The following is a 13402-nucleotide window of genomic DNA, read 5'->3' on the forward strand; positions in this document are numbered from 1 at the left end:
CCCTATTATTTAACTAAGCATCGTCGAGTTGCTTAAGTTTGCGATACAGGGTTGCTCGGCTGATACCGAGTTCTGTGGCGGTTGCCGAAATATTCCCCTCATGCTGTTCTAGCACCTGTTGAATAGTTAACAACTCGCTGGTTTTCAATGTGCCACCGCTCTGGTGCTGCCCTAAGCAGCCCATCGCAGCGCCCTGCCCACTCAGCTCTTCAAGAAAGTCATCACTGATATGACTACTATCGATTTTCACCTCATCGGGCTCCATAAAGGCGATCGCCACTCTCAGCGTTGTTTCCAACTGGCGGATATTACCCGGCCAATGATAATTCAGCAGTTGCGCCATCATCTCTGCATCGATATCTATCTGGCGGCCATCAGGTGTCAATTGCTGCAAGAAATAGCGAATAAAGTCTTCTTTGTCAGTGCGATCACGGAACGCCGGAATACGCAGACAGACACCATTGAGACGGTAATATAAATCTTCGCGAAACAGGCCGTCCGCCACTAAGGATTTTAGATCCCGATGGGATGCACAGATCACCGCGATATCCAATGCAATCTCATCCCCCCTCCCAATGGAGAAATAGTCCGTTCCTGCAAAACCCGCAACAACCTCGCCTGCAATGCCAGCGGCATATCGCCGATCTCATCGAGAAACAGTGTGCCGCCCTGAGCCTGTTCCAGACGCCCAACCATGCCGCCTTTTCGTGATCCGGTAAATGCACCTTCACGATAGCCAAATAGCTCCGACTCTATCAGCCCTTCGGGAATGGAGGCACAGTTAACCGCGACAAACGCTCCTCGGCTGCGGCGGCTATCAAGATGCAGAGATTTAGCCATCACCTCTTTACCGGTACCGGTTTCCCCCTGAATCAAGACTGGCAGTTCATGGGACAGTGCTCGGCTGCCCATCCTGACACCTTTCTGTAACCGTGGATCTTGGCCTGCCAGTTCGCTCAAAGGTGGTGCATGCAGTGGCGCCGGTGAGGCTTTATGGCGACTCGGCTTGAGTGGAGCGTTATAAGCGGTCGGTAAACTATTGGGGAAATGCAGTAACTCACAGTAGAAATCACCACCTCGAGTGCGCAGCTGACCACGCCCCTTACGGTGTAGATCGGTGAGTAGCACTTCAGCGCGCACACCAAACAGCTCTTCGAGATTGCGTCCTACCAACTGTTCCCGTTTCCGGTTAAGTAATTGACAGATCTGCTCGTTAGCCGCTTGAATATGACCGTCCAATTCCAGCGCCAACAAACCTTGCCAAGACGAACGAAGGTATTCCGGTCTTGAATGTACACTCAGCACAATATGCTGTTGAAATTGACCGCTAAAGATACGGTTTTCGATAGACCGTATCGCCTGCTGTACGAGGCTGAGGTTGGGCGGTAAATTTTGGTAATCCGTTGGTGATGTCAGATCGAGTACGCCGAGAAGCTCCCCTTTAGGATCAGAAATAGGGGCTGAGCAGCAAGAGAGATAACCAATAGAGTCTAAGAAATGTTCATTGCCGCGAATCATCAGCGGTGAGCGATTCACCACCGCCGTGCCTGGGCCGTTCGTGCCTCGTAACTCTTCCCCCCAGTTGGCACCAGGAGCTAAAGCATAGCGGGTGCTGCTGTCCAGATGACGGGTTTCGCCTTTGACTTTAAGAATGGTAGCCGACTCATCGGTCAGCATGACCAAACCGCCATCGGAACGAAAATATTCGACCAGTTGTTTAATTTCGGGATGCGCGGCTTCAATCAGCCGGCGATTTTTATCTCTCAGGTCATCGATACCGTCTTTGGACAGGTTTTCTAGATCTAACGGCGCATCGCAATTAAGCCCGGCATTGACACTGCGTAACCAAGAATCTTCTATTTCGCTACGCAATACCCCACTGGGCACCTCACCCTGCTCGATAAGGCGACTGCGCGCAATTTCCACCGTCTGAAGTTGATCGGTCGTCGGGGCTGTAACGGCTGTTTTTTTCATTATTATAATCACTCACCACGTCTAGACTTAACGAGTCACATACACACCATCTAATTTTTTACCGTATCACCTTAACGATAGCAACCCAAGCGTCTTCATACGAACCGGCCAACATCTGCTGATGGCTCATATAAAATGCCCGTCTATAACAGACTAAAAAACCCACGACACTGAAACAGCGCGTGGGAAAGCGATATCGAGGCAAGCAATAAAACCTGTTATCGCGGCTGAAGGAGTAGGGCCTCCTCAATCATGAATAATAAACACTCAATAGAAGTACATCAGCACCGCTTGCATATACACATTGCTGTCATCATTCGCCTGATTCGCTACCACAGCGGAACCATCCGGTGTGTAATAACCAATCAACGGACTAAAGACAAAGTTGTCGTTAATCGACCAGAGGGCATACAGATCAACTTCATGGCCGGACATATCCCCAGCATCATCCTGTTTGCCAAAATCCCAATACTGCATACCGAGAGTCAGATCGTCCCGAGGTTGCAGCAGCAGCTCTAAACGATCAACATCATTACCGCTGTTCGCAGGCCCGGCATAGTTAGAGGCCACTTCACCCTGAAACCAAGTACCAAAGCCACGGGTGAAACCGAAAAATAGTGGATCGAAGGCTTCATTATCGCTGGTAGCGCTATCATCACCAGAGAACTTCGCATGACGATAATTAAGCGTTGGCGACCAAGGTAGATCGGCAAAGGTCCAACCGCCTTCAACATACCAAGCATTCGCATCATTTTTAACCGCCGTATCGCCACCCTGCTCATCGACATATTCAAACGATAGAAACAGGTTCTCAACCCCGGCATTCCCCTGTCCACGCAGGCTGACCACATCCATCCCCTTACGCTGATCCCAAAGACCAAAACCAGCGCCTTGATCGACATCCAGCACCGACATATAACTCAGCCCCAGTGTGCCATGAGTCTCATCGACCCACTCAAGGTTAACCCCAGCAAGCTCGGTATCCTGATGATAGGGGTTGTCTGACTGTAACCAAAATAGATCACTGCGTAATGGGCCTTCCGGGTCAACTTTGAGTATGGCGGTTTGCTTAAAGCTTTTTTGACCCGCTAAATAGTAAGCACCACCGCGATCCACATCCACACCGGAGATCCCCATATCCCCTAAGCTGATGGCATCGCCGGCTAAGATAAAGCCATCGCCAACGGTGAAGGCTTGACGTCCGATAGAGAGATCAAACAGACCGGTACGGCTCTGCCAACCGACGAAAGCGTTCTCTACCTTCACTTCACTCTCACCACCGCTGGTATAGCCTCCCGCATCGCCATCACCACCGGTACCCAACGCAATCAACCCTAAGCCGCTGTAAATCGTGCCATTTGCGGTCGCCTGACGGCCAACCAGATCCCCTTTGATATAACCTTCTTGCCAATCGTTACCGCCATTATCGACGCCATCATAGTTTTCGTTGGTGGAAAAAACACCCGCCATCCCTTCCACATTAAACTCAACCGTTTTGCCATCTTGTTCATATACCGTGGCCGCGTGAGCCATGCCGGTGGCGAACAGTGCGCCAACCAAGGCATTCACTTTAACAAAGTGTCTTTTATTATTTTTCATCATCAAATCCCAGACAACGCGGTGCCAATAGCCTTGTTAAAGCTTCAACAAAGCGCCCATACACACCGCTGCGATAGTTTTCAGGCAAAGCTCCCCCAAAGCCGCTCATCAAGAGCGCACAAAGGGGAGTTACCGTATTAGAGAAATCGTTTAGCGAATAAACACCTGAGCCGTCGTGGTAGACATATCGCCACCCGGTAGATCAATGGTATTTAAACGTTCAAGGGAGTCAGCATCAAACACCGCCACATGATTGGAAGTACCCGCTAGATAGACTTTGCTACCGGTCTGGTTGACCGTTACGCAATAGTAGGAGTGCTCCAGCTCGGCCGCTTTAACCAGCGTTTGTTTCTCAATATCATATTTGGCTAACCGGTTGAGTACACCATACATAATATTAGGGTCTTTAGGTGAACGAGTACCGGTAAAATAGATCTCCGTTAATGGGCCAAAATCTTTGGTTTCGGTAGCACCGGTTTCCAAATTGATATTGAAATAACCATAGATCCAATCCGCCGTATTCAGATCATCAGAACCTTTCTGAAAACGGGCCGTGGTGTAGAGAATGGTGAAGTCTTGGGTCGGCGTTTGCACCGCCCAGACGTTCAACACATCCGGCTGAATATAGCGTTCCCGTTGCCAGTTACGACTTGGCACCGCGACTTCATACTCACCGGTTTGTACATCCATTTTATAAATATCGGCACCGGCCAAGTATAAGCCACCATCTTTACCCATCTGCATCGCCGTAACCAGTCGAGGAGTTGGTAGCATCCGGGTTGGCTTAGCATCCAAACCAGCATCGGTGTTGTAAACCGCCAACCGGGTTGGCTGCACAACATAGTGATCTCGCTCCATCAGCGTTGGATTTTGCACCGCGTATAGCTCTTTACCATCATAACTCAGGGCAAAGGCATACATAGTCTTCGTCCGCTCTTTGTGGCTCTGTGCCATTTTGGCGTGGAACTTAACCTCGCAAGTATCCATATCCACACCGTAGATATCTTCATAGCCATTATTAAGGATATAAGCGGTTTTTTTATCCGGAGCCACCTGCAGTGCCCCCGGGCCAAACCGCCCGGGCATATCACAGGTTTTGTAAACACTCTCGGTTTGCAAATCCAACACATGCATCTGATTAGGGTAATTAGCCACTACCATATATTCGTTGCCTGGCTTCAGTGCAGGCCCCTTGGCAGCAACCGCCAAACCACTGGTTAAAGTTGTTAATCCCAACGTTAACGTCGTCAGCATGATGGTCATACTGCGAGGAAGCATCGTTCTTTTTCTCATCGTAAGCATCCTGTTCGGTTAGTCTTTATCAGCAGGGAACACAGTTCCCAAGTTGCGCCAGTTTTCGCCGGAGCTCGCTGCTTTCTCATTCCAGTCCGGATAGGTATTCATCATGTCGGGCACCTGAGCAGGCCACCAGCATGGATCGGCACAACCATAGAGGTCGGATTCCATCGGCTGACACAGGGACGTTACGCCCCCAAAAGCATCGATTTCCCAACCTGGATCGGTGGTCGCGGTACAGCCCGCAATCGATTGCATCGCCACGACTTCTTCGACCTGATCGTCGGCTACGGCTTTAGTGAGAGTGTGTGCTTTGTTATTAACAGGCTTGAGATGTTTCATATCAATGAGCCCTCCGGGGAGATATGTAGCTGTCGATAAAGGCCGGATTTTCGGCCATGATGCGGCTGTAAACTTCGATACCGAAGTCCACCCAGTCGCGCATCAAATCGCAGTAGTGATAAACAGGTTGAGTGGGGTCTTCAAAACGGGCGTAGCTTTCGTGATAACAGCCGCCGGAGCAGAGGTTACGAATACGGCAACTAGAGCAACCGGTGTCGGTGCGATCCAAACGCTGTTCAAGGAAACCGCCGAGGCGCTCCTTATCGATACCGGTCTGCACATCACCAAAGGTATCCAGCCCTGATCCGGTAAAACGGTGACACAGGTTTAAACCGCCTTCATGATCGACCGCCAGTAAAGCAACACCGGCACCACAGGGTAACGCCTTCTTGTTGCCTTCATGGAGATCCGTAATCAACTGATGCATATTAGAAAAACCAATATTTCGGTGCTCCAGTGCCGCTTCAAGATACTCTTTACCAAGCTCTTTCATGTTGTGGAAAACATCCACCAGCTCGGCATCGCTCAGGTTGTAATAACTGATATCACCTGAGGTCACTGGCGCAAAACCCACCTCGGCAAAGCCCAGCTCGTTGAACAGGTGATGCCAAATCTGACGCACATCGGTGATGCCCTTAGTCAGCGTCACACGGGCACCGATGGGCCGGGCACGGAAGCGAGATAGCAACATTTTGGCTTTGCGACTGACCACATCATAGGTTCCCTGGCCACCCACGGTGATGCGGTTTTTATCGTGAATCGCTTTAGGTCCATCCATACTGACGGACAGACCAAAACGATGTTCATTAAGCCAGTCGGCGATATCCTCTGTCAGCAAAGTGGCATTGGTGGTCATGGTAAAGTCCACCGGTTTACCTAGCTCGGCAAAACGCGCTTCGCAATAGGCCACCACATCTTTGATAAGCCCCAGATTCGACAGCGGCTCACCACCGAAGAAAACGATGTTATAGCGCTGCTCTTGAGGGGATTCTGCAATCAACATTTCGATCGACTGACGCGCCGTATCGAACTGCATCTTCTTACCTTCAGAGGGCTTATCCAGATCTTCTTTATAACAATAACTACAGCTGAGATTACAACCGGTGTTCACATTCAATACCAAAGTATTTAAGGGAAACTCGGTGATCTTTTTCAGCGCAATTTCAGGCGTTAATGGCGAACCATCACTCACCAGTTCCAGTGCAATCAGCTCTTGCAGCGTTTCCGCCACCTGCGCAGTGGGATACTGGTTGGCCAGCTCACCAATCAACTGCTCTGCAGTCTGCTCTGGCCGGTTACGCAGTAACTCAATGAGCTGTGCGGTCAAACCATCCAGCTCAAACAAGCTGCTTGATGGAATATGGAACAACATCTGCCGCGAACTGACGGCGACGAGATGCAAGTTTTGCTCTACCAGATTTAATTGGGCGCCCATAGAACGACCCTCCTCACTATTATTATTTTCAGGATGCTGCCGGGTTCACAACATCGCTTATCTGTTAGTCAGGAACGGCTTATGGCAGTGGTGGATTATTCCAACGCTGCACCGTCACGATCATCTGACCTTCGGCATTCAGCGCCTTGTCCCCATCCATTACTTCAGCAATGACTTTGAGATTACCCGCATTATTGGTCGACATACGCCGTTCAGGGTTGGGTCCTGCCCCGGCGGTGATGAAGACACCGGTTTTCTCATTCATACGGCCGGTAAAGTGAACATCCCGATCCGCTTCAGCCTGCTCATTGAATGCTTCAACATGCCATTTAGCCGGTAGATAACCGATGCGCATATCATCCGCCGTACCCGGCTGACCATCGGCACCATTCATCCAGGCTTCCGCTTGAAAATAAGCATTATATTTCGGCGTTGAACCGCCATTGCCACCGACACGCGCAACCGTGAAGTCAGGCACGACATTGATGCGATCAATTTTGTTATAGACGTTGAGTGTGGCGCCTTCCGCTTTACCCGCATCCACCTTGCGTGGGCCCGGTTGTGCCTTATTGTTAGCCGTGGCTTGCACCACCACTTTGTTATCATCACGATAGATTTCACTGACTACGCTCACACCATCGCCGAGAGAGATCTGCTTGCCTAAGCCGGTTCCCACCAGCGTTAACACCTCTGTGCTACCTGCGCGGATATAGTTAGGCTGCACCGAGAGCAGTGTTGGTGTGCTACCGCTACGCACCGCGGAGAAATCCATACCGGCTTCATCATGCACCGTTTCAAACATACGGCCGGTGAGTTCATCACCATCGGCAGACAAAGCAAACACCTGGCGCATTTTGACACCATCGACGGTCAAGTTAGCACGCCATTCATAACCGGTATAAACCACTGCGCTACCGCTACCCTTCAGTGCCGAACCATCCGCATACTCGCCATCAACACTGACTTTATACTGATCCCCTTTACCGCCAGAGATCGTCATCACGCCACGGGCATTACCTTTGACAGGCATCTGTGCACTAAAACTCCAGCGACCACTCACGGGTACCTTAGTGACTTTTTGCCAGTTATCCCAACTGGTTGATTGCAGAGGGAAATTGCTGGCGAGTTCCGGCACCATCTTATTCAGTGCCAGCCCCATCCAATCACGGTCCCGTGCCTGGGCTTGATATTCAAGACTCGGCCACTGGCCTAAATGGAAGTTCACCAGATGGGTCCACTCAGACGCCGAACGGCGCTGTAACTGCACCCGCGCACCTGAGTGACATCGGGCACACATCTGTTCAAAGTCAGTCGATTCAAAGCTTTCCATGGTAGTCAGACGACGTTCTAAGGCATAACGAGAACCTTCGGTCTCCTCGGGTGCCAGCCCTTGCTTATCAGCAAAGTATTTCACCAAGGTTCGCCGCTCATCATCGGTGACCTCAAGACCATGCATCACCTGCATTCTGGCGATGGTCATCAACCAACCCTCAGGGGTTTTCCGTTGATGGCTCATACGGCTCATCTGCAAAGGTTCAGCTTTCTCTTGGGTATGGCACGCCACACACTTCGTTTGAATAATGGCTTCAGCATCAGCCGCCTGTATGGCTCCTGTTGGTAACATCAACCCCAGCAGAAACCCACCCGTCAACCGGGGTAGTTTAAAATTCTTCATCAAGGCCAGACTCCTTTGTTGTTAATTTAATTGGGCAGCCTCACACCGCTCATAGTTCTAACCTGTGAAGATATGTAGCACGGCGTGTGCCAAGAGAAATAATTCTATATTTTTCAATCATCTAGCTAGAAATAAGGGTAAACCACTAGGAATAAACGGCTTGGCGAGTGTTTTATTACGTAACACCGCTGTACAAAAATGTAACAGTATCGAGATACCCCTTGCGCTTTTCACCGCATCGTTGATCGAGAAAGCAACCCTTAAAAGACAACCCACCTCAATACAGCGCCCTCTCTGCCCCCTCAGCCCATGATCCGCCCGATATAGGGCGCTTATCTCGCCTATACGCTGACCGCCTCCATGAACAGCAGTCGTACAAACAAGCCTGCCAACTGACTTATTTTTTAACACTCTGTCTCAGAGTAAAACAGTTGGACGCTGTCAAAGCTCGCCTAAAAATCATGAACAAATGCATATAAAACAATCAGTTAATTGCATTTAATAACTCTGGCACAGCCCTTGCGATAGCAACTCTACTGAATAGCCATCCCACTGAGTTGCGGATTGTCTGTATAGGATTTCAGACCTCGGTCACAAAAAACATAACGATAATAAGGTTTATAAATATGAGCGAAACACAATTCTCCCCTTCGACAGCAGCGCTAGATTTTATTCAACGTCAGCATAAATTTTTGATCGGCGACCAATGGCTTGATGCCGAAGATGGCCGCACTCTACCGGTTATCAACCCTGCCAATGGCGAACAGATGGCCACCGTACCGAGTGGCAGCAAAGCGGATATTGATAAAGCGGTCGCTACAGCCCGTAAAACGTTTGAAGATTCAGAATGGAGCCGTATCAAGCCCGTCGATCGTCAAAAACTGTTATGGAACTTCGCCGATCTGATTGAAAAAAATGCGGGCTTGCTGGCTGAAATCGAAACACTGGATAATGGTAAAAATGTCGCCGTCGCAGAACATGTGGATATCCGTCTGGGTATCGACTTCCTGCGCTATATGGCTGGTTTTGCCACTAAAATCGAGGGGCGTAGTGTTGATGTTTCCGTGCCCTTTATGCCGGATGCTCAGTTCCATGGCTATACCCGTCGGGAAGCGGTCGGTGTGGTCGGCGCTATTGTCGCTTGGAACTTCCCTCTGCTACTCGCCTGCTGGAAACTCGGCCCAGCACTCGCGTCAGGTTGTACCGTGGTACTGAAACCAGCTGATGAAACACCACTCACCGCCCTGATGCTAGGTAAACTGGCACTGGAAGCGGGTTATCCACCGGGCGTCTTGAATGTTGTTACCGGCACCGGTATCGAAGCAGGTTCAGCCCTATCTCATCACCCCGATGTGGATAAACTCACCTTTACCGGTTCGACAGAGGTCGGCAAGCTCATCGGTAAAGCCGCGATGGATACCATGACACGGGTGACACTGGAACTCGGTGGTAAATCCCCCACCATCGTTTTAGAAGATGCCGATATCCCTACTGCAGCGGCCGGTGCAGCCAATGCCATCTTCTTTAACCAAGGGCAGGTATGCTGTGCCGGTTCACGTTTATATGTGCACAAAAAACACTTCGATAACGTCGTTGCCGATATCTCAAGCATTGCCGAAGAGATGACCATCGGAGCAGGCCTAAACCCTAATACGCAGATGGGCCCACTGATCTCGGCGAAACAGCAACAACGAGTGTGTAACTATATCGATCAAGGACGTCAGAGTGGTGCCACTATTACCACCGGTGGCGGTGCCGTAGATGGCCCGGGTTTCTTCGTTAAACCAACAGTGATGGTGGATGTCGACCAAAAATCTGCGGTGGTACAGGAAGAGATCTTTGGCCCGGTACTGGTCGCGATGCCTTTTGATGATATTGAAGAAGCGGTACGTATCGCGAACGACAGCCAATACGGCCTCGGTGCCAGCATCTGGTCAAACAACCTCTCGCAGGTACACCGGATGATCCCGCGCATCAAATCCGGTTCCGTCTGGGTTAACTGCCATACCGCACTCGATCCGGCCCTACCGTTCGGTGGCTATAAACAGTCAGGCCTAGGCCGGGAGATGGGCAGTGATGTGATCGAACATTACACCGAAGTAAAATCGGTATTGATGAGCATCTAAACCCGATCAGCACTTAACAAAAAGAGTAGCGGAGTGATCTGTTGCTCTTTTTTCACCCTGACCATAGTGCAACGACGCTTAACACGACTATCCACTTTCACTTTTCCCCCTTTGACAACGAATCCTCTCGCCTGACAAAGCAACCGTCACCCCACGTAAAAACAACGCTTTCCCTCAAGCAGAAAAACCGCTAATTTAATACTTTAATTTAGTCAGTTAAGGACTCTAGGCTAACCGCTAATCAGCCTTGAAATACCCACTCGACGACTCACTCAGCCTAATGCCGCTAATCCTACTGCTGTTAGGTAAACACCGTTAGTCACTTGGAAAAAACATGTTTTTTAAACCGAAAGAAGAGAAAAAGCGCCTAACAGTCAACCGCGGTGACCCGAATAATCCACTGGCATCATATTCAAAACACACATTTGAATTGGATGGTTATGAATGGCCTTCGGTAGAACACTATTATCAGGCAATGAAATTTGGTGATGCGGAGTATGCTAAGCAGATTCGTCAGGCGGCCACACCGACAGACGCGGTGAAGCTCGGTAAAAGCAGACAACACGATAAACGCAAAGACTGGGATAAGATTAAGGTCACCGTCATGACCCGTGGTACTTACATCAAATGCCGTACCTATCCCGATATCGCTCAAACACTGCTCGATAGCGGCGATATCGACATTGCTGACCTTAGCCAGTACGACTATTTCTGGGGCAGTGGCCGCGATATGCGAGGTCATAATGCCTACGGTCACATGCTGATGGATATCCGTAACAAGCTAGCCGAAGAGGCGCAACAAAAGAAGTCTTAGCCTCACTCACCGACAGCCTAGAATAACGAGTTTTAAGCTCAGCTTACTCTACCGCACGGATGCTAGCCAACTATTCTGATACAGCCAGCGGGTCAAACCTTCTGCCGTGGACGGTGCCAGCCCTAATGTTTGTTGCAGACAGTCCTGAGGATTCTCATCCGCCGCGCGCTGTTGCAAAGCCCGCACCACTGGCGCCATCGCTAAGCCATTCAAATGCCAAATACCGAGAGGTTGATCATTGGTCGTGACCACTTCTTGAGCGGTAATCAAGCCGTTACTGACTACGGGTAATGTCTCAACCTTTAAGGACGCGGGATCGGTTTCCTGATGTAACGGTTCGCTATCGGGCCAGTTTCGTCGAGTGACCCAGAATGGATTATCCCAACGCGCTTCAGAGGCATAAAAATCTCGTCCAATACGGGCAAAACGGTAAAACAGATGGTCGACCCGTTGTTGATAAAACTGCTTCGCTAACGCGGCACGTTCTGGTTGCTGTAACAGGGTGTTGATCACTGCAGGGGCTTGTAGGGCACTGGAAAGCGCTTGAAAAATACCATTACCCGAGAGTGGATCGACAGCCATCGCGGCATCCCCCACCCTGATCCAGTTCCCCCCCACCGCTTCCTTGCAAAGTACCGGCGTACTGGTGCGGGCATGGATAATCCCGCTTGGCTCGGCACTATCTAAAAAGGGCCCGGCACTCGGTAGCGTCCGTAAGATGCGATTGCAGTGATCAATTAACTGGGATTTATCCGGCAGATTAGCACTAGCCACATCAAAGGTCAGCTGCAGATAGCGTGTGCCATCGGACCAAGCCGCCATCCACGCCCAGCCATCCTGAAAGCTCTCAGCGGCGGACTGTGGTTGACAGGGCGCACCCTGCCAATATTGCAACAATGACACCGCTTCACTGCCGCGTAAGCGTTCAAGACCGGCACCGGGCGCACTGCGACCCCGCGCTTCCACCAGAAAATCAGCGGTGATCAGTTGTGCGGCAGCAACATCCCCATCAGTCTTAACCGAAATAGCATAACCGTCATCGTTCGGGTTAACCCTGTCCACACGACCATCAATAACCGTAACGCCCGCGGCCTGCAAATCCAACCCGATCCCTCGGTCTAACTCACTACGATTAATCAATCTTTCGGTATTGGCGCTATTGGTTTCACCGTTCCAACTAGCCATCCGTGGAGACGCCGCTGGTAAATTGGCGAGAGCCTGTTGAAAGCCCGCATTACGTAAACCTTCCAACACGCGTTCTGAGATCCCCTCAACCGCTTTAAAAGGTCGCGGCTGAGTGATGACGGTGACTTGATAACCCAGTTTTTTTAACCCTAATGCGGTGGCTCCTCCAGCAGGGCCGCCCCCAAGCACGACAATCTTTGCCATGCTCTGTTGGACACTGTTCATTATTCACTCCCTCCGTTGCGGGCACCTTCCGCCGCGGGGAAGCGCACTTCGACGCCAAAGTAACCGGCCTGACTTTCCAGCCAGTGATCGACCGCCGCCTGCTGAGCCTTTCCACCTTCGCTCAAATAGCGGCCAATATGACCGGTCAACTGAGCACAGCCGGCACTGGCACCGATCACCCCGTTGGCGGCTTTTACATAACCACCAAAATCCGCATATTGGGTTTTCAAACAGGATAACTGAGTAACGTTTTCACAACGGGCATCGCCGGTCATACGAAACACACCGGGATAAGCCGAAGGGTAAACAGGGTCCCCTTTAGCAGGCGACGAGGCACAGATGATCACCCCAGCAGCAACCGCCTTTTCACAGGCACGGCGTAACACCTCTCGGTCATTACGAAGCCCTAAGCTCAGATTGATAAGATCAACCTTCTGTTCCACCAACCAATCGATGGCGGCGGCCACTTGTGCCGGTGTTGTGCTTAAACGCTCGTGGAAGATCTGGGCAATAGCAAAGTCTGCTGCCGGTGCTTGGGTTGCCATCACCTCTAACAGCGCAGAACCATGCCCAAGTTGATCATCACCGGCCGGTGTTAAGACGACACCCTCATCATATTTAAACCCCTGCGCGGCAATCACCCGCTCGACGCCGGTCTTTGCCGATCTGGCAAAACCACAACCGCTATCAACAATACCGATTATCACCGGGTTGGATGTTGTTAATCCCAT

The 13402-nt window shown here is 50.7% G+C and carries 10 protein-coding genes and 1 pseudogene; 2 read left to right on the forward strand and 9 right to left on the reverse strand.

The window, feature by feature from the left end; translation table 11 throughout:
- Positions 1–13 precede the first annotated feature (13 nt).
- The 7 genes and pseudogenes from AC0L4K_RS13165 to peaA form a co-directional block, all read right to left on the reverse strand.
- Positions 14–184, reverse strand: a complete 171-nt coding sequence (locus tag AC0L4K_RS13165) for a helix-turn-helix domain-containing protein (RefSeq protein ID WP_473269226.1) — start codon at positions 182–184, stop codon at positions 14–16.
- 65 nt (positions 185–249) lie between these two features.
- A pseudogene (locus AC0L4K_RS13170) lies at positions 250–1974 on the reverse strand (AAA-type ATPase lid domain-containing protein); the annotation flags it as partial.
- Positions 1975–2241: 267 nt separating this feature from the next.
- Positions 2242–3576: an alginate export family protein gene (locus tag AC0L4K_RS13175; protein WP_473266587.1), complete on the reverse strand. Its 1335-nt coding sequence runs from the start codon at positions 3574–3576 to the stop codon at positions 2242–2244.
- Between the two features lie 147 nt (positions 3577–3723).
- Positions 3724–4866 carry a quinohemoprotein amine dehydrogenase subunit beta gene (peaD, locus tag AC0L4K_RS13180; RefSeq protein WP_417226953.1) on the reverse strand — a complete coding sequence of 381 codons (1143 nt, stop codon included), beginning with the start codon at positions 4864–4866 and terminating at the stop codon, positions 3724–3726.
- An 18-nt stretch (positions 4867–4884) separates the two neighbouring features.
- Positions 4885–5211 (reverse strand): quinohemoprotein amine dehydrogenase subunit gamma, encoded by a 327-nt coding sequence (qhpC, locus tag AC0L4K_RS13185; RefSeq protein WP_417226951.1) that lies wholly within the window; start codon positions 5209–5211, stop codon positions 4885–4887.
- A 1-nt stretch (position 5212) separates the two neighbouring features.
- The gene (peaB, locus tag AC0L4K_RS13190; RefSeq protein WP_417226949.1) at positions 5213–6646 is read right to left on the reverse strand and encodes a quinohemoprotein amine dehydrogenase maturation protein; all 1434 of its coding nucleotides are present in this window, start codon (positions 6644–6646) and stop codon (positions 5213–5215) included.
- Positions 6647–6725: 79 nt separating this feature from the next.
- Positions 6726–8321, reverse strand: a complete 1596-nt coding sequence (gene peaA / locus AC0L4K_RS13195; RefSeq protein ID WP_473266591.1) for a quinohemoprotein amine dehydrogenase subunit alpha — start codon at positions 8319–8321, stop codon at positions 6726–6728.
- Positions 8322–8947: 626 nt separating this feature from the next.
- Between peaA and AC0L4K_RS13200 the strand changes: the two genes are divergently transcribed.
- Positions 8948–10447, forward strand: a complete 1500-nt coding sequence (locus AC0L4K_RS13200) for an aldehyde dehydrogenase family protein (protein ID WP_473266593.1) — start codon at positions 8948–8950, stop codon at positions 10445–10447.
- A 334-nt stretch (positions 10448–10781) separates the two neighbouring features.
- The gene (locus tag AC0L4K_RS13205; RefSeq protein WP_473266595.1) at positions 10782–11261 is read left to right on the forward strand and encodes an NADAR family protein; all 480 of its coding nucleotides are present in this window, start codon (positions 10782–10784) and stop codon (positions 11259–11261) included.
- A gap of 48 nt (positions 11262–11309) precedes the next feature.
- On the opposite strand, the gene qhpG is transcribed toward AC0L4K_RS13205, so the two are convergent.
- Positions 11310–12671: a flavin-dependent monooxygenase QhpG gene (qhpG, locus tag AC0L4K_RS13210; protein WP_473266597.1), complete on the reverse strand. Its 1362-nt coding sequence runs from the start codon at positions 12669–12671 to the stop codon at positions 11310–11312.
- Positions 12671–13402: a subtilisin-like serine protease QhpE gene (qhpE, locus tag AC0L4K_RS13215; protein ID WP_473266599.1), complete on the reverse strand. Its 732-nt coding sequence runs from the start codon at positions 13400–13402 to the stop codon at positions 12671–12673. Before qhpE ends, qhpG begins: the two co-directional genes overlap by 1 nt.

Source organism: Amphritea sp. GJ51-11 (assembly GCF_055808735.1).

Coding starts and splice junctions, on each gene's coding strand:
- AC0L4K_RS13165 (WP_473269226.1), bottom strand. CDS start 184: ATGGGCTGCTTAGGGCAGCACCAGAGCGGTGGCACATTGAAAACCAGC.
- AC0L4K_RS13175 (WP_473266587.1), bottom strand. CDS start 3,576: ATGATGAAAAATAATAAAAGACACTTTGTTAAAGTGAATGCCTTGGTT.
- peaD (WP_417226953.1), bottom strand. CDS start 4,866: ATGAGAAAAAGAACGATGCTTCCTCGCAGTATGACCATCATGCTGACG.
- qhpC (WP_417226951.1), bottom strand. CDS start 5,211: ATGAAACATCTCAAGCCTGTTAATAACAAAGCACACACTCTCACTAAA.
- peaB (WP_417226949.1), bottom strand. CDS start 6,646: ATGGGCGCCCAATTAAATCTGGTAGAGCAAAACTTGCATCTCGTCGCC.
- peaA (WP_473266591.1), bottom strand. CDS start 8,321: ATGAAGAATTTTAAACTACCCCGGTTGACGGGTGGGTTTCTGCTGGGG.
- AC0L4K_RS13200 (WP_473266593.1), top strand. CDS start 8,948: ATGAGCGAAACACAATTCTCCCCTTCGACAGCAGCGCTAGATTTTATT.
- AC0L4K_RS13205 (WP_473266595.1), top strand. CDS start 10,782: ATGTTTTTTAAACCGAAAGAAGAGAAAAAGCGCCTAACAGTCAACCGC.
- qhpG (WP_473266597.1), bottom strand. CDS start 12,671: ATGAACAGTGTCCAACAGAGCATGGCAAAGATTGTCGTGCTTGGGGGC.
- qhpE (WP_473266599.1), bottom strand. CDS start 13,402: ATGGGATTAACAACATCCAACCCGGTGATAATCGGTATTGTTGATAGC.